Genomic DNA, 16,316 nt, shown 5'->3' with positions numbered 1-16,316 from the left:
ATAAGTGTCAAGGGGAAAAGTGCCTTTTTCTTTCGGTTCTTTTTATGCTAAACTGTAAACAATGAAATCTTCTGTTTACGACGCAATTATTATCGGGGCCGGAGCCAGCGGGCTGCTATGCGCGCGGGAGATTGCTTTGCGCGGACGGAAAACCCTTTTACTGGAAAAGGAACAAACCGTCGGGCGGAAAATTCTGGTTACCGGAAACGGGCGTTGTAACCTGACAAACACCCGTGTTTCGCCCGGTTTTTATCAAGCCGACAAAACCCTTATCGCCAAAACATTGGAACAATTTTCCTACGAGAAATGCCATGCCTATTTTGAAGATTTGGGCATTATTCTTACCGAAGAAGCCCTAGGACGCATTTTTCCCCTTACCGGCAAAGCCACCGCCGTAACGGACGCCTTAAAAATAGCCGTGCAGGAAGCCGGGGCGGAAATTATAACCGGGGCGGAAGTGGTGCGCGTAAAAAAAGGGAAAACTTTTTCCGTATCCACCGCACAAACCACCTACCAAGCCAAACGGGTCGTGTTGGCCTGCGGTTCGTGCGCGTATCCGCAAGTAAGCGGAACGCAAAGCGGATATAATTTAGCCAAAAACTTGGGACATACCATTTTATCCCCCCGCCCGGTGTTGAGCGCCGTTTGCTTAAAAGAAACGGCCCTTGCGCGTCTTTCGGGTATTCGTCAACAGGTGCGTTTGCAAGTGTGGAAGGGCGACTCCTCTGTTTGTGAAACAGAAGGGGAACTGTTATTTACCAACTACGGCATCAGCGGCCCGGCGGCTATTAACGCAAGCGGGGAAATTTCCCGATTGCTTACAAAAGGCCCCGCCAAACTGACCGTAAACCTTTTTCCGCAAACAGATTTTAATGCTTTTTTTCAAGACCGTCTAAACCGTTTCGGTCACCGAAAACCGAAAGATTTTTTTGCCGGTATGCTACACGAAAGCATCAGCAATTTACTGATAGATTTTTTGGGGATAAGAAAAAATATCCCCATGAAAGAGCAATTTCCCAACACCTTAAAACGCATCTTTGAAACCCTTACCGCATGGCCCGTTACCGCCGTATCTTTACGCCCTTGGCAAGAGGCTATGGTTGCGGCCGGGGGTGTAAATTTGCGGGAAATAAACTATAATACATTTGAGTCCCTTAAATGCCCGGGGTTGTTTGTTACGGGCGAATTGTTAGATGTAGATGCCCAAAGCGGCGGATTTAATTTACATTTTGCCTGGGCCAGCGGATTTATCGCGGCACAGAACTTATGAAGGAGAAATAACTATGGCAGAAATCGTCAGAAAAACTACCAGTAACAACGACCCCTTGCATGTGGGGTTTATCCGCACTTATTATATTGACGGAAAAGAAGTTTACAGCGAAACGCTGGACAAAAACTTAGATATTGAAAAACACACCGGCACCATGCCCGACGGTACCGTAAAAGAATATTTTGAAAACGGCAAAACCTATTTTGAATGTGAATTTAGAAACGGCGAACGCAACGGCGCGTGCAAAATCTACTTTGACAACGGCAAAGTAAGCATTGAAAAATACTACGAAAAAGGTATGTTGCAAGGAAAAGCCCGCGTGTACCACCCCACCGGCCGTTTGTATAAAGAATTTTCTTATGTAGATGATATCCAAGACGGCAAACAAGTAAAATACTACCCCGACGGAAAAGTGTTGGAAACCGCCGAATACCACAAAGGGTACTTAAACGGTGTTTGTAAAGTCTATACGCCCGACGGCGATTTGCGCTCCGAATGCACCTATAAAAACGATAAAATCATCGGCGATAAAATTATTTATCACCCCAACGGAACGATTGCGCTTATCTCCCCCCACAAGGACGGGAAACCCAACGGCGTAACCAAAAAGTTCAACGAGACCGGCGAACTGATTGAAGAGTGGTTTTTTGAAGACGGCATTTTGACACTCAAAAAAATCCATTAATTGATGCATTTTTCTGACGATAAAAACCCCCGCTTTTCAGCGGGGGTTTTATGTTACAAAAAATTCATATTTACTAACTACGATTTTGAAATCCTTGTGAAACTAAAGACTTACAAACACTTTTGCCTAAATCTGTTGTTCCAACACAAAATTTAATATTTTCTCCGTCTATACTAGGATAAGTTTGGAATAATTCATATTCTGTGTTACTGTATCCAGAGGAGCTTGTACTACAATTACCTTGACAACGATAAGCACTTACTCCCGTATTATCATCAGCAGGAAGATATGTAAAATTTTTTGTGGTAAATTCCGGGCCACAACAACCGCCGGTTTTCCAAGTTCCGCCTGCAAGTTGTATATCCCAATTTTCCGGGTTTGCATAAGAATCGGTATTTCCGGCAAGAATAGCCATTTCCACATTTTTTACAATAGTCTGCAGGTTGGTAATGGCTTCCGTAGCGCGAGACTTTTCCACCGCTTTTGTATATTGCGGCAAAGCCGTTGCAGATAAGATACCAATAATTAACACTACGACCAAAAGTTCTATCAAAGTAAAACCCTTTTTCATACAAAACCTCTTATAAATAAGTTTTCGGCGAGCAAACAACATTTTAATTCTTCCTGCCTACCGATTAGGTACATTGTAAGAAAAAAAAAAAACGGGTCAAGGCTTTTCAAAAAACAGATAAAATATAAAAAAGGAGATTTTATGATTAAAAAAACTTTCCAAGTACGCTTTGATGAATTAAACGCCCAAGGGAATATCCCCACACAAACCTTGCTGAAATACTTTCAGGAATGTGCCGCATTAGACAGCCAACAACTTAATTTCGGTTTTGCCGATATGCAACAAGCCAACACCGCTTGGGTGTTAACCCACATGCAAGCCCGCGCCTTACAAGCCGATATTGCGCAACAAGATGTTACGGTGGAAACTTGGCACGCTTATTCGGACAAATTACTAAGCCGCCGCCAATTTATTATTTACGGCCAAGACGGAAATAAAATTATGGAAGGATCGTCGTGGTGGGTAATTATTGACATCACACGCCGCCGCCCGGTGCGCACCCCGCAACACTTGCTGGATATGAACCCTGCCGAGCGCGAAGAACTGGAACCCGAAGGTAATTTTAAGGCGGCCCTTCCGTGCAAAACGCCTACTGCTGCTTTGCAAATCATCACACGCGAGGAAGATTTAGATATTAACACGCATGTTAACAACACTCACTATGCCGCGTGGGCCCTGGAAAGCGTACCGGCCGAAATAAAAAAAGGTAAAAGATTGGAACAGATTTTGCTTTCCTTCAAGACGGAATGTAAAGAAAAAGAAACGCTCCGCGTGGAAGTGTACCCGGAAAGTGAAACCTCTTTTTGGCATGTACTCGTGCGGGAAAGTGACGGCAAAGAAGCCGCCCGCGTATATACGCGTTTTGCATAGCAAACATACTATCACCCCCTGCTACTCACGCAGGGGTTTTTTACATCTAGAAAAACAACATAAAAAGGGGAACGAAGGTTTCGTTCCCCCCCAGCCCCCTATGAGTAATTGTTTGGCTGTGCAGATTATTAAAAGCGCATACCTAACCGCAAGGCGGCGGAATGGAATTGCAAGCGTTTATCGCGATCAAAGAAGGTAAGGTCTTTGTCGTTAATAAAAGCATAGGCATAACGGTATTCCAACCCCATAAATACGCTGGAAGTTAAGTCGTACTGCAAACCTAAGCCGATATAGGCGGAAGCCCCCCATTTATCCTTATCACTGCTACCTGTACCGGAGTGGTGGGTTTTCATGCGCGCATTCATCATACCAACGCCCATAGGCATATATACTTGCAGACTATCCCAAGCGTTGAAAGTATATTTACCGGCTAAGGCAATATTATGGGCGTAAATATCTTCATAATGGCGTTCGGCCATAGATTCGTGGTACGTTCTGCCATGCGGGTGAAGCATCATATAATCAAGCCCCCACGAAAAGTGCGGAGAAACTTCCTTCAACACACTGGCTCCGGCGGCTAAACCGTTGGTACTGTAACGGTCGCCCAGGCGATCTTCATTCATGCTAAGCCCCATACCGGCCGCGAAGGAAACTTCCATGCCTTTTTCGTTAGCGCGCGCCACTTTACTGGGCGTATAGTTGCTGTAAATTACCCCGCCGGTGGTTTTGCTGCCTTGTGCGTTGGTAACGGTTTCTTCCACAATACCGTAATCGGTGGTACCTTTTTTATCGGTTACACTTACATCATAGACATTGGTGGTGGTCGTCGTTTTGTTTACTTTCAAAGCAGGTTCGCCTTTTTTAAGGGCGGCGGCGTTGGCCTTTTGGGTGGCTTGGGCGCCCAGTTTTTCTTGATAAGCCTTGGAATTGGCTATGGTTTTTTTAGCCGCGGCTTTTTTAGCATCGGCGGCTTTTTTTACATTTTGGGAAGCCTGCGTCGGGTAGGTTACTTCTTCCCCCACTACCGCAACACCGTCAGGCCCGCTCACTACGGCTGCTTCGCCATAGGTTATACTGCCCTCTTGGGCAAAAGCAAGAGCCGTACAAAATAAAACGGCCCCGGCAATAAACATCCATTTTTTATTCATGTTATCCCCCTAACTGATAATACAGTTACTTACTACATTTTCATTTTAGCCAGCCTGTTTTTATTGGTCAACGCAAAAAACTGATTAGTTTTTCTTCCGTACGCGTAAAAGAAATTTGACATTGTACCCCCCAAATGGTAGTATATTAGTGTATTAGAAAGAGCGACTTGGTAACAAGTCGCTCTTTCCTTAATAAGGTTTTAACAAGGAGTAATTATGAGAGACCCGAAAACCATTGAACAAACCGTGGCGAAAGCCTTGGAAAACGAACAAGTGGAATTGGTGGATCTTGTCATTCAAAATCAAGGCAAGAAAAAACTGCTCCAATTTTTCGTGGATAAAGTAGGCGGCGTAACGCTGGACGATTGCGGCGAACTGACCGATAAAATCGATTCCATTTTGGAAATGGAAAACCTGATTGACGGCGCTTATATTTTGGAAGTGTCTTCCCCCGGAGTGCACCGCGTACTTAAAAAACCGGCTCACTTTAAGCAATTTGTAACTCACCGCGTGAAATTGGTGCTGAAAGTACCGTTGGAAGGCCGTGGGTTTTTCACGGGTGTCATCGCCGAAGCGGGCGACACCGAATTTACATTAGACGACGGAACAAACCAATTCCGCTTCGCCTACGACAATATTAAAAAAGCAAATTTGGACCCTGTCCTTAAATTTTAACCAGACACAAAAGGAGAACAACAAAAATGGAAGGAACTGCAAAAGATTTAGTCCTCGCCTTAGAAGGCTTGGAAAGAGAAAAAAATATTAAACGCGCCGATATCTTGAAAACGATTGAAGACGCCCTCGTTTCCGCACTTCGCAAAAACTTGGGTAAAACCGCCCAAATCAGTGCGAAAATCGATGTAGAAAACGGCTCTATCAAAGCCTTTCAAACCCTCAATGTAGTGGAACTTGTTACCAACCCGGAAACCGAAATTGATGTGGAAGGCGCCAAAGCCTATTTGAAAGACCCCAAAGCCGGCGATGTGGTAACCCACACCTTGGAAGTGGAAGATTTCTCCCGTATTGCCGCGCAAATTGCCAAACAAGTGCTTATCCAAAAAGTACGCGGTATTGAACGTGACAACTTTTACAAAGAATTTAAACCCCGCGAAGGCGAAGTAATCACGGGTTCCGTGCGTCGCTTTTCCGACCGCGATATTATCGTGGACTTAGGGAAAGTGGAAGCCATCTTGCCCTACTGCGAACAAATCAAAAAAGAACGCTATGCTAACGGTTCCCGCGTAAAAGCCATCATCACCAAAGTACTCAACCAAAACGACTTGGCCAACATCGGTGATGACCCGGTTCTCGCCCGCTACAAATCGGCCGCTTTCAAAATGGATAAAGGCCAACGCGGGCCGTATGTCATTTTGTCCCGCGCCAACGGCAAATTCTTGGAAGAACTTTTCAAAGTGGAAGTGCCGGAAATCAACGAAGGTATCGTGGAAATTAAAAATATCCAACGCGACCCCGGCTTCCGCGCCAAAGTAATGGTAAAAAGCATTGATAACAAAATCGACCCTATCGGTACTTGTGTAGGTATGCGCGGGATTCGTATTCGTGCCGTTATGAACGAACTCTCCGGCGAACGCATCGACCTTATCAACTATTCCGATGATGTGTCCACCGTTATCATGAACGCCTTAGCCCCGGCAAAAGCGGACTTTGTAAAAATCGACAGCCTCGCCGAAAAACGCGCCACGGTAATCGTACCGGACGATCAATTGGCTATTGCTATCGGTAAAGATTGGCAAAATATTAAACTCGCCTCTAAACTCACCGGCTGGAACTTGGAAGTAAAGAGCGAATCTCAAAAAGCCCAAGAAGGAAAAGAAGCCACTGCCGCCGTGCAAGCCGTTTTGGCTGATGTAGAAGGCATCGGCCCCAAAATGGCGGAAGTGTTGCAAAAATCCGGCTTTACTACTGTGGAACAAATTGCCGAATTAGAACCGGAACATTTGTCCACCGTGCAAGGCATTGGGGATAAAACCGCCGCTAAAATTATTGAAGGCGCCAAAAAGTATTTGGCAGAAAAATCTGCCCAGCCGCAGGAGGCAGTGAATGACGACAACCAAGAAAACAACTAATACCGAAGAAGAATCTACTGCCAAGAAAAAGCCGGCTGCCAAAAAAGCCACGGCCAAAACCGCCGCGACTAAAAAAACAACCGCTAAAAAAACGACGGCTACCAAAACCGCCGCCAAAAAGACCACGGCCAAAAAAGTAACCGCTACCAAAAAAGCGGCTACTAAAAAAGCAGAGAGTCCAGTTGTAGAAGAAAAAACGGAACAACAATCCGTTCAGCCGGTGCAACAAGCCGCCCCTGCGGTGCAAGAAGCGCCGAAGCCGGAAGTAAAACCGGCCCCGGCCCAACAACCTGCACCCAAGCCGCAACCGGCTCCCGTCAACGAACCGAAACCGGCCCCGGCCCCGCAACCTGCGCCCAAGCCCGCGGCTCAACCGCAGGAAAATCGGCCGCAACACCCGGCTAACACCAACCGTCACGGCCAGCAAAAGCCCGTTCAACCGCAGGCCCCCAAAAAAGACGAAAAAGTAATTCGCATTGTGGGGCAACCGACCGTAAAAGAATTGGCTGAAAAAATGAACATCAAAACCAATGACTTTATTAAAAAATTGATGATGATGGGCATTTTCGCTACCATTAACCAACGGTTGGAAAAAGACATGATTGAACTAATCGTGGACGATTGCGGTTTTAAGGCAGAACTTGTAGAAGAAGATTTGAACCAAGAAACCTTGGCCCTTATGGATACCCAAGACGACCCGGCCTCCTTGCAACCCAGAAGCCCTGTCATCACCATTATGGGTCACGTGGACCATGGTAAAACCAGTTTGCTCGACGCTATCCGCAAATCTAATGTAGTAGCCGGAGAAGCGGGCGCTATTACCCAGCACATTGGTGCGTACCGCGTAAAAACTCCGCGCGGCACCCTTACCTTCTTGGATACCCCCGGTCACGAAGCCTTTACCGCTATGCGTGCCCGCGGTGCCCAAGCTACCGATATTGTAGTGCTTGTTGTCTCCGCTACGGACGGCATCATGCCCCAAACGGTAGAAGCCATGGAACACGCTAAGGCTGCCGGTGCCCCGATTATCGTGGCCGTTAATAAAATCGACTTGCCCGGCGCCAATGTAGACCGCGTTAAACAAGATTTAGCCGCCCGCGGACTTGTGCCCGAAGAGTGGCAAGGTACCACCATTTTCGTAGAAATTTCCGCCAAAAAGAATATCAACATTGATAAACTTTTGGAAATGATTGCGCTGCAAGCCGAAATGATGGAACTGAAAGCCAACCCGGACAGACCCGGCGTGGGTGTTATTTTGGAAAGTAAACGCGATAACAAACGCGGTGTAGTGGCTACAGTACTGGTACAAAAAGGCACCATGAAAGTGGGCGATCCTTTTATCGTAGGCACAAACTCCGGCCGTATCCGCGCGCTTATTGATGAAAATTCCCAACGCTATCAAAAAATCGGCCCCAGCGTTCCGGCTGAAATTTTAGGTATCAACGGCGAACCGCCGCAAGTAGGGGATACTCTCTACATTATGCCGAGTGAAAAAGAAGCCCGCTACGCGGCCGAAAAACGCAAATTGGCCCAAAAAGAAGACTCGCAGGCCCACCGCAAGCAAGTGTCTTTGATGAACCTGGCTAAAAACGACGAAAACGGAAACACTGTCAAAAAACTCAGCCTTATCTTGAAGGCCGACGTGCAAGGTTCTATCGAAGCCATTAAAGATGCGCTCTTGCGTATTCCGTCCGACGAAGTGGAAGTGGATATTATCCTTTCCGCTCCCGGTAATGTCAACGAGTCCGACATTTTGCTCGCCAAAGCCTCTAACGCGGTTGTTATCGGTTTCCATGTAGATGTGGAACACAAAGCGCAAGCCGAAGCCGAACGCGAAGGCATCGAAATCCGCCGCTACACGATTATCTTTGAATTATTGGAAGATATCAAAGCCGCCATGGAAGGGTTGTTGGAACCCGATGTGGTGGAAACAGTCGTGGGCACGGCAACAATTCGCAAAGTAATGAAACTCAGTTCCGGTTTGATTTCCGGTTCGTTTGTAGAATCGGGTACCATGATTCGCGGGTACGAAGTGCGCATTAAACGCAACGGTACCGAAGTGGGCCATGGTAAAATCGGGGGCCTTAAACGCTTCAAAGACGATGTAAAAGAAGTGGAAAAAGGCTATGAGTGCGGTATCCTGATTGAAGGCTTCAAAGGCGTTGCCGAAGGCGACACCATTGAGTGCTTCCGCAAGGATAATGTAACCAGACGCATTACAATGTAATCTCATAAAAATGCCCTATGCTTCGGCATAGGGCATTTTTATTTGGAGAAGGAAATGACTTTTATTACGAGACTACTACAAGCCCTCGGTGGGGCGTGTTTCCCGGCTTTGGGCGTATGTACCACCTGCCTGCTGGCGATGATTTATTCCTTGGTAACCATGACGATCGGCAGCGGAGAAATGGGCCCCGGGCTGACAATTCCCTTTTTGATTTTGATAGCCTTATTAGGCGGCCTGTTAGTAGGGTTTATCTCTTTTATTATTTTGCTTTGTGCAGGATTTACTTGGAAACTGACTTGGTGGCTGACGGGAATTACAACCGCCCTTACGCTGATTATTTACATCATTATCCGCCTGGAAGCATAAAAAAAGATTGTAAAAAAAAGGACATAAGAAATTTTCTTATGTCCTTTTTTTATCTAAAATCGGTTATTTTTTAAGCGTCTTGGCCGCTGTCGGTTTTGCCTTACATTTGGCCATTAAATCAGCGGGAGATTCAAAGCCCAGCAAGTTTTGTCCGTTGGTAAGAGTTCCCGGTTTGGCACCCATGGAAACCAAGTACTTATACATTTCCCGGTTGCAATCTAAAGCGGCAAAACCGAGAGGAGTAAAAGTTTGTTTTTGACCGGGGCGGCGAGCCTTATATTCAAGCATCATGGCCAAGCGCCCTTCCCGACGGGCTTGGGCCACCAAATGTTTCAACATAACCATATCGTTATTGGTAACCGCAATATGGAAAACATTTCCTCTGCCCGAAGCATCAAATAAGCGAGAACCGTTATCCAACAAAAAATCTACCATATTCGTTTTTCCGTTTAATACGGCAACCAACAGGGGCGTATCGCCTGCTTTGTTCTTATTAAACACAACGGCTTTATTTTGATCCAGCACGCGTTCGGCAAGTTCTTCGTCCCCTTCCGCGGCGGCCTTAAAGATATCGTCGTCCGTAACGGGTTTTTCGGGAGCGGTTTCGGTTTGAGTGGGCAGTTCGCGCCCTTCGGCTTTGGCTTGGGCAGCCAAAGCGGCATTATCCTGCTCAATTACGCTGTTCTTTACTTCTACCAAATTCTTTTCAAACCACGGCAAAACCTGCACGCGCTTATTTTTTTGTGCCACCATGTAAGGCACTAGCCCGTCGTTAGCAGAAATGGTCGGGTCGGCATCGGCCGCGAGCAAACGGCGAACAACCTCTTCATACCCTTTAGCCGCCCCCCAATAAAGCGCGGTTTGCCCTAACTTATTTTGCATGTTTACATCTAACGGAACTTGCATCATTTGAGGTTTTAATAACTCGCGAATAACACCGGGGTGATTGTAACGAGCAGCATAGATAAGGGGCGTATTTCCATCGTTATTGGCCGCATTTACATCAGCTCCGTAGGCCATTAAAGATTGAACCGTCGGCACATCTCCAAGCGATGCGGCAATAATCAAAGGAGTATTGCCTTTTGTATTTTTAACATTGGGTTTCACCCCCCCCTTAAGCATGGCGAGTACACCCATATAATTTTTCTTGGCAACGGCACGGAAAAGATAGTCCGTATTCAACCCTTCTTTTACACCGCTGGAAAGGAACAAATCGATAAACTCCCCTTTTTGTTTTTCCAAAGCCAAAAACATGGGAGAGTGATTATAGTTATTCTTCACATTGATATCCGCACCGGAATAAACCAAGAGGCGCGTAATTTCGGCATTATCCCCGTATAAGCTGCGGAGGATAGGGGTATCTTTTGTAAAGGCATTTCTTTTATTTACATCAGCCCCGGCGAGAATCAACTGTTGTACGGCTTCTAAATTTCCCATAGATACTGCTGCCAACAACAAGGTATCCCCTTTTCCATTTACCATATTGATATTGGCCCCTACTTGTTGTTGGAGAATATCCAGAAAAGTTTGGGTATCTTTGCGTTGCAAGGCCGCGGTGGCTTGGTCGGCAATTTCGGTGGAAGTTTTGACGGAAACAATTTTATCGTATTTGCCGGGCTTACGACTGCTGGGAGAATAACCGCTTTTGAAGGTAAAAGCGAGTAACAAAAAGACAGGAAGAGCAGCAATAAAGGCCAAAACGAGCCACGGTTTGGCCATCAAAGAGGAACCCTTAACCGGCACTTTCTTTTCCGATTGCAAGGAAACACGGGAAGAAGGTTTTTTGGTAGGGAGCATAAATCGTCCTCTTCTATTTTTTCATGCGTTCAAAAGCATCTTGGGCGGCGGCTTGTTCGGCCATTTTTTTGTTATGCCCTTTGCCAACCCCCAGTTCTTTATCCGCCAGGCTCACTCGAACGGTAAACACTTTGTCGTGTTCCGGCCCAACGGTTTGAATTACTTCATAAGTAGGAGTTTGTTGCCCTCTTTTTTGTAAATACTCTTGCAACAAACTCTTAAAATCGCGTGTATCTTGCGTAAGCGCTTGGGTTTTAACCCACGGCAACACCACGGACTCCGCCGCCGGATAACCGCCATCTAAATAAATAGCACCCAAAACGGCTTCCACCGCGTTAGAGATAATACTGTCGCGCTCTCTCCCGCCGGTAGCCAATTCCCCGTGGCCCAGGAGCATATACTGCCCCAAGCCCAGTTGCTTACCCCAAAGATACAGGTTCCGCCTGGAAACAAGGTTAGATTTTATTTTAGAAAGCACTCCCTCTTCTACATGAGGGCATTGGTTATAGATGTAATCGGCAACGATTGCACCTAAAATACTGTCTCCCAAAAACTCCAAGCGCTCGTTATGTTTGGCGCTGCGGCGTTCCCCGGCGTAGGATTTGTGAGTGAGTGCTTCCTTTAAAATATCCTTATTTGTAAAGCGGTAACCGATAATTTTTTCAATACCGGTATACACTTTATTTTTTGGCGTTTTCTTCGATATAGCTGATGGCTTCGCCTACCGTTTTGATTTTTTCGGCTTTTTCATCGGGAATTTCAACATCAAATTCTTCTTCCAAAGCCATGATGAGTTCTACCGTGTCCAAGGAGTCGGCACCCAAATCGTTTACGAACTGGGCTTCCGGTTTCACTTGGTCGGCTTCAACACCCAACTGTTCTACGATAATATTTTTTACTCTTTCTTGCACGTTTTCTACAGACATTTTAGTCCTCCGTAATTTTTAAGGGGCTTACCCTTGTTTACAATATGTAAATCTAAATATAAAGCCCGCCGTTGACGGCGAGAACATGCCCCGTAATATACGAGGCGTCTTCGCTGGCCAAAAACATAACTGCTTTGGCGATATCCTGCGTTGTTGCAAATCGTTTAAGAGGCACAGCTTCCAAAGCCTTTGCCTTTACATCTTCGGGTAAGGCGTCCGTCATAGCGGTTTGCACAAAACCCGGGGCCACCGCATTTACACGCACGCCGCGGGAACCGAATTCCTTGGCAAGCGTTTTGGTAAGCCCGATAATGCCCGCTTTACTGGCCACATAGTTAGCCTGGCCGGGGTTACCCATTTCCCCCACAACGGAAGAAATGTTAACCACATTGCCGCATCTTTTTTTGAACATCACTTTAAGCGCGGCTTTGGACATTAAAAACGTTCCTTTCAAATTCACGGCAATTACATCGTCCCAATCTTGTTCGCTCATGCGGACGGTTAAATTGTCTTTCGTGATACCAGCATTGTTGACGAGCACATCTAAAGAACCGAAAGTCTTAAAAGTGTTTTCCACAAAAGAATCGCAATCTTCACTGCTGGCAACATTTACCTTTTGCACATATACTTTGCCGCCGAAAGCCGAAAGTTTTTCGGCCGCTTCTTTAAGGGCAGTTTCACTTGTGCCGCACACCGCCAAATTGGCCCCGGCTTTGGCAAACTCTTCAGCCAAAGCATAGCCGATTCCGCGCGTGGCGCCGGTAATCATTACATTTTTCCCTTTGAAATCCGCCATTAGTTTTCCTCCTGGTGAATTTCTTGTTCAATCGCATCGAAAGTAGGTTTAAGGGCTTCCATTTTAGCGGATACATCGCCGATGAAATCTTTTTCCACCAAGCGAGCGGCCGTTTTCAATGCGTTATAAATAGCGAAATCGTTAGATTTTCCGTGAGCGATAATCGCCACGCCGTTGACCCCCACTAAGGGAGCCCCGCCGTAGCAATCGGGGTTGGTGTGATTTTTAACAGCCTTAAAAGCACCTTTGGAAAGAAGGGCGCCCAAAATGGCAAGCGGGCGTTTTTTCACTTCGCGCTTAATCATGTTAATCATGGTTTTGGCTAACCCTTCCGCCATTTTTAGAACGATGTTGCCGACGAAACCGTCACAAACGATTACATCCGCATCACCGGTGTTCACATCGCGGCCTTCCAAAGTACCTCTAAAGTTTACCCCGATTTCGCGCATATGCGGAATCGTGTTTTTTACTAAAAAGTTCCCTTTGGTTTCTTCTTCACCGATAGACAAAATGCCCACCGACGGAGCGGGGATATCAAAAACTTTCTGCATATAAGCAGAACCCATGACGGCAAATTGCAAAAGGTGAATAGGTTTGCAATCGGCATTGGCGCCGGCGTCTAACAACAAACTTACCCCTTTATATGTGGGCATGGGAGAGGCAATAGCAGGGCGTTGTACGCCTTTGATGCGCCCCATACCAAACAAAGCAGCCACCATGGCCGCACCGGAATGCCCGGCGGATACAAACGCGTCCGCCTGGCCCTTGCGGACCAGGTTAGCGCATACCACAATGCTGGCGCCTTTTTTATTGCGACACTCTTTGGCGGGTTCTGCACCCATATCAATGGTGTCGGGGGCGTGGACAATGGAAATATTTTTCGGCATATCCGCATACCCATGTTCGCGAAGTTCACGACGCAAGACGGCTTCGTCCCCTACCAAGATAATCTCTAAACCGAGGTTCTTGGCAGCTTTCAAAGCTCCCTCAACATTGGGTTTTGCGCCGTAATCTCCGCCTAAGGCGTCCAAGGCTATTTTCATAACAGGTGTTATTTGGCTTCGGGGGTTTCGGTTTTGGCTTTAGGGGCCACTACCACTCTGTCCTTATAAAAACCGCAGGTCGGGCAGACGTTGTGAGGCAGTCTGGGAGATTTGCAGTTCGGGCAGGCCACGAGTTGGGGAAGTTCTACCCCAGAGTTGTGAGATCTTCTCATGTCCCGGCGGGAGCGAGTGTGTTTTTTCTTCGGATTCGGCATTGGTAATACTCCTATTCTACTCTAGTAAAGTGCTAGATTAATTACTTAAATTTTCCTTTTAATGCTGCAAAGGGCGACAAGTTTTCCGGCTTGCAATCGCACGAAGCGATATTCAAATTTTGCCCGCAAAGAGAACATAAACCTTTGCAATCGGGCTTACACAGAAAACGGATATCTTCGGTCAACGCAAGCGTTTGCCGCACAAGTAACATTATATCAATTATTTCGCCCTTGATGCTATAGGTTTCCAAAAATTCTTCGCCAAAAGGCTGGGTTTCCCTCTGTAAACAACGGGCACATTCCACTTCGCGCTCGCCGTTTATTTTGCCGCGAACCAGTATTTCTTTGCTGGCAACAGAAAACGAAAGTTCCACCGATACTTGGGTAATTTTATTCGGCGCGGCAAAGATATCTTCGAAATATTTTGTGCTTAGTTTGGCAGAACAATCCAATCCGCCCATGCGGATAATATCGGCCGTCTTAAATTGTAAATCCTGCGGCACATCATAATCGTGATACATAGAATTTTCGTTCATATTATTATTTTACCAAAAAGGGAAATCTTTTTCTAACCCGTTGCGAGAAAAACTAAAAAGGCCAAGCCAAGGAAATTTCTTTCACAATGGTTTCGTGCTTTTCAAAAGAGCCGGAAACAGATTTTTCTTCCAAGGTCAGCAACGGCGGAGAAACCTTTTTTAAGGTTTGGAACATTTCACCGCGGGGCTTCCCTTTTACATCGGCACAAAAAGTAATTTGAAAAGACTTCGCCCATTTATCGGCGGAGTGAGCCCCATGCAACACATTACCGTCCAACGGGGCTTTTATGGAAAAAAGATGGGAACCTGTCCCTTCCAACCGATAAACAATTTCTTTCCAACGGAAGGTATGAGTATCCAAGTTATGGCTTTCTTTTATCTTGCCGTTTACGGCACGACGGTTGGCAGAAAAATTTAATTTTCCCATTTTATCAAGAGCCGTCCAACATGCTTCATAAGCTTCTTGCGGGACATGGACGGATACCACCTGCCAAACCAAATCGCTGTTTTCCGGGCCGACAGATTTGAAAACCTGTTCCGAAACGAGAGAATCTACATATTCCCCCACACGCGTTTGGGAATAAAAATCCGCGGCCGTCGCAAAATGGGCATGAGCTTCCTGTTTGAGGGAAATTTTTTCCTGCTTGGCTTGGAAGGCAGCCCGTTCTACCGCGCAGGAAAGAGATTCGGTTTGCGCCCCCCACAACGGGGCAGTTAAGCAAAACAACACAGCACATAAAATTTTTTTGTTCATAATTTCTCCAAATTAGAATCTATTGAGTATTGTAAAAAACTTTTTTCTTAAAAAACAGGGTCTAAAGGCCTATCAACCGTTGGGACTTTTTAACTACCTAAACTTTTCTTCCAACTTTCTTACATTGATGATTCCGTTTCCTTGTTTAAGGTCGGGCACACCGGCTAATTTTTCGCTAACGGATTTTAACACTTCTTTCACTTCGCTTACCGTGGGGTAGCGTCCGTGTTTATTTTTGAAACCTTCCACCGCCAAGGCCGCCGCCGCGCTGACAAAACCCGCCGCCACAGAAGAACCGCTCATCAAAGTGTAGCCGCCGTCATTAGAAGTGGTGTACACACGATCCCCGGGAGCAATAAAGTCAAGTTGCGGGCCGAAGGAGGAGTGGGAATATACATTGCGTTGATCGCTCGCCAAAGCACCGACTGCCAAAGTGGTATCCAGATAGCGGGATAATGTACTCCCGGGAAACCGTCGTTTCCCGCCGGGCAGACAATCACAACGCCCGAATCGTGCAAACGGTTGATGGCATTTGTAAGCGGAACACTCCCCCCGCCCGAAGCACCATAACTTAAATTAACCACGGCAATTTTTTGATTCGGGTTTTGTTGGTTGTAGTCGAAAATAGCGTTGAGTGCCGAAGCGGACGCCTGCGGGCCGACCAAACGGCTCCCGTCGTCGATTTTATAAACAAGAATTGCCGCGTTTGGGGCTATCCCGGTAAAACGAAGTCCGCGCGCACCGATAACCCCCGCCACACCGGTACCGTGATTTTTGATATCCGTAATAAAACCGGACATGGTAAAATCTTGTCCTTGAATATTTTTACCGTTAAATTCGGGGTGGGACATAATGCCGCTGTCCGCCACGGCCACGGTTACACCTTTGCCGGTTAATTTTTTTTCTGCAGGGAATAACCGGTAAGCCCACAAATTATCAAAGGCTTCCGGTTCCGGGGTAACATCTATCCAGGAAAATTCCCCGTCCTCGCTTACGCGCATATTTCGCGGGCCTAAAAATAAGGT

The 16,316-nt window shown here is 46.5% G+C and carries 18 protein-coding genes and 1 pseudogene; 7 read left to right on the top strand and 12 right to left on the bottom strand.

Annotated features, from left to right (window positions below; all coding sequences use genetic code 11):
* The first annotated feature begins 61 nt into the window (after window positions 1-61).
* Together E7027_06605 and E7027_06600 are read left to right on the top strand one after the other, a co-directional pair.
* Complete coding sequence (locus E7027_06605; GenBank protein ID MBE6421773.1) at window positions 62-1,270, top strand: aminoacetone oxidase family FAD-binding enzyme; 1,209 nt, start codon at window positions 62-64, stop codon at window positions 1,268-1,270.
* Window positions 1,200-1,955, top strand: a complete 756-nt coding sequence (locus tag E7027_06600) for a toxin-antitoxin system YwqK family antitoxin (protein MBE6421772.1) — start codon at window positions 1,200-1,202, stop codon at window positions 1,953-1,955. Before E7027_06605 ends, E7027_06600 begins: the two co-directional genes overlap by 71 nt.
* 451 nt (window positions 1,956-2,406) lie before the next feature.
* Here E7027_06600 and E7027_06595 read toward each other — a convergent pair.
* Window positions 2,407-2,526, bottom strand: a pseudogene (locus tag E7027_06595) (prepilin-type N-terminal cleavage/methylation domain-containing protein).
* A 141-nt stretch (window positions 2,527-2,667) separates the two neighbouring features.
* Between E7027_06595 and E7027_06590 the strand changes: the two are divergent.
* Window positions 2,668-3,396, top strand: coding sequence for a hypothetical protein (locus tag E7027_06590; GenBank protein MBE6421771.1), 729 nt, complete (start codon window positions 2,668-2,670; stop codon window positions 3,394-3,396).
* 128 nt (window positions 3,397-3,524) lie between these two features.
* Here E7027_06590 and E7027_06585 read toward each other — a convergent pair whose 3' ends face one another.
* Window positions 3,525-4,544: a porin family protein gene (locus E7027_06585; GenBank protein ID MBE6421770.1), complete on the bottom strand. Its 1,020-nt coding sequence runs from the start codon at window positions 4,542-4,544 to the stop codon at window positions 3,525-3,527.
* A 216-nt stretch (window positions 4,545-4,760) separates the two neighbouring features.
* On the opposite strand from E7027_06585, the gene E7027_06580 reads away from it, so the two are divergent.
* Genes E7027_06580 through E7027_06565 form a run of 4 tightly spaced genes read left to right on the top strand, consistent with a single transcriptional unit; the run spans window position 4,761 to window position 9,224 of the window.
* Window positions 4,761-5,219, top strand: coding sequence for a ribosome maturation factor RimP (locus tag E7027_06580; GenBank protein MBE6421769.1), 459 nt, complete (start codon window positions 4,761-4,763; stop codon window positions 5,217-5,219).
* A 26-nt stretch (window positions 5,220-5,245) separates the two neighbouring features.
* A complete protein-coding gene (locus E7027_06575) occupies window positions 5,246-6,631 on the top strand; it encodes a transcription termination/antitermination protein NusA (GenBank protein ID MBE6421768.1) in 1,386 nt (461 codons plus the stop codon).
* Window positions 6,606-8,858 carry a translation initiation factor IF-2 gene (infB, locus tag E7027_06570; protein MBE6421767.1) on the top strand — a complete coding sequence of 751 codons (2,253 nt, stop codon included), beginning with the start codon at window positions 6,606-6,608 and terminating at the stop codon, window positions 8,856-8,858. The genes E7027_06575 and infB overlap by 26 nt, the downstream gene beginning before the upstream one ends.
* Before the next feature lie 54 nt (window positions 8,859-8,912).
* Entirely contained in the window at window positions 8,913-9,224 is a 312-nt protein-coding gene (locus E7027_06565) for a hypothetical protein (protein ID MBE6421766.1), read from the top strand.
* Between the two features lie 63 nt (window positions 9,225-9,287).
* Here the strand turns inward: E7027_06565 and E7027_06560 are convergent, their stop codons facing one another.
* The 10 genes from E7027_06560 to E7027_06515 all read right to left on the bottom strand — a co-directional run bounded on the left by E7027_06560 (window position 9,288) and on the right by E7027_06515 (window position 16,292).
* On the bottom strand, window positions 9,288-11,021 hold the full coding sequence (locus E7027_06560; protein ID MBE6421765.1) for a hypothetical protein: 1,734 nt from the start codon (window positions 11,019-11,021) through the stop codon (window positions 9,288-9,290).
* 13 nt (window positions 11,022-11,034) lie between these two features.
* Window positions 11,035-11,688, bottom strand: coding sequence for a ribonuclease III (gene rnc, locus E7027_06555; protein MBE6421764.1), 654 nt, complete (start codon window positions 11,686-11,688; stop codon window positions 11,035-11,037).
* 13 nt (window positions 11,689-11,701) lie between these two features.
* The gene (acpP, locus tag E7027_06550; GenBank protein ID MBE6421763.1) at window positions 11,702-11,947 is read right to left on the bottom strand and encodes an acyl carrier protein; all 246 of its coding nucleotides are present in this window, start codon (window positions 11,945-11,947) and stop codon (window positions 11,702-11,704) included.
* A gap of 52 nt (window positions 11,948-11,999) precedes the next feature.
* A complete protein-coding gene (gene fabG, locus E7027_06545; GenBank protein MBE6421762.1) occupies window positions 12,000-12,743 on the bottom strand; it encodes a 3-oxoacyl-[acyl-carrier-protein] reductase in 744 nt (247 codons plus the stop codon).
* Window positions 12,743-13,786, bottom strand: coding sequence for a phosphate acyltransferase PlsX (gene plsX / locus E7027_06540; protein MBE6421761.1), 1,044 nt, complete (start codon window positions 13,784-13,786; stop codon window positions 12,743-12,745). The genes fabG and plsX overlap by 1 nt, the downstream gene beginning before the upstream one ends.
* An 8-nt stretch (window positions 13,787-13,794) precedes the next feature.
* A complete protein-coding gene (locus E7027_06535) occupies window positions 13,795-14,001 on the bottom strand; it encodes a 50S ribosomal protein L32 (protein MBE6421760.1) in 207 nt (68 codons plus the stop codon).
* Window positions 14,002-14,042: 41 nt separating this feature from the next.
* Complete coding sequence (locus tag E7027_06530) at window positions 14,043-14,522, bottom strand: DUF177 domain-containing protein (protein MBE6421759.1); 480 nt, start codon at window positions 14,520-14,522, stop codon at window positions 14,043-14,045.
* Between the two features lie 67 nt (window positions 14,523-14,589).
* The gene (locus E7027_06525) at window positions 14,590-15,291 is read right to left on the bottom strand and encodes a hypothetical protein (protein MBE6421758.1); all 702 of its coding nucleotides are present in this window, start codon (window positions 15,289-15,291) and stop codon (window positions 14,590-14,592) included.
* A gap of 93 nt (window positions 15,292-15,384) precedes the next feature.
* On the bottom strand, window positions 15,385-15,783 hold the full coding sequence (locus E7027_06520; protein ID MBE6421757.1) for a hypothetical protein: 399 nt from the start codon (window positions 15,781-15,783) through the stop codon (window positions 15,385-15,387).
* Window positions 15,594-16,292, bottom strand: coding sequence for a hypothetical protein (locus tag E7027_06515; GenBank protein ID MBE6421756.1), 699 nt, complete (start codon window positions 16,290-16,292; stop codon window positions 15,594-15,596). Before E7027_06515 ends, E7027_06520 begins: the two co-directional genes overlap by 190 nt.
* Window positions 16,293-16,316 lie beyond the last annotated feature (24 nt).

The sequence above is a fragment of the Elusimicrobium sp. genome, assembly GCA_015062115.1.
GTDB lineage: Bacteria > Elusimicrobiota > Elusimicrobia > Elusimicrobiales > Elusimicrobiaceae > Avelusimicrobium.
This window is presented reverse-complemented; position numbering and strand designations above follow the sequence as displayed.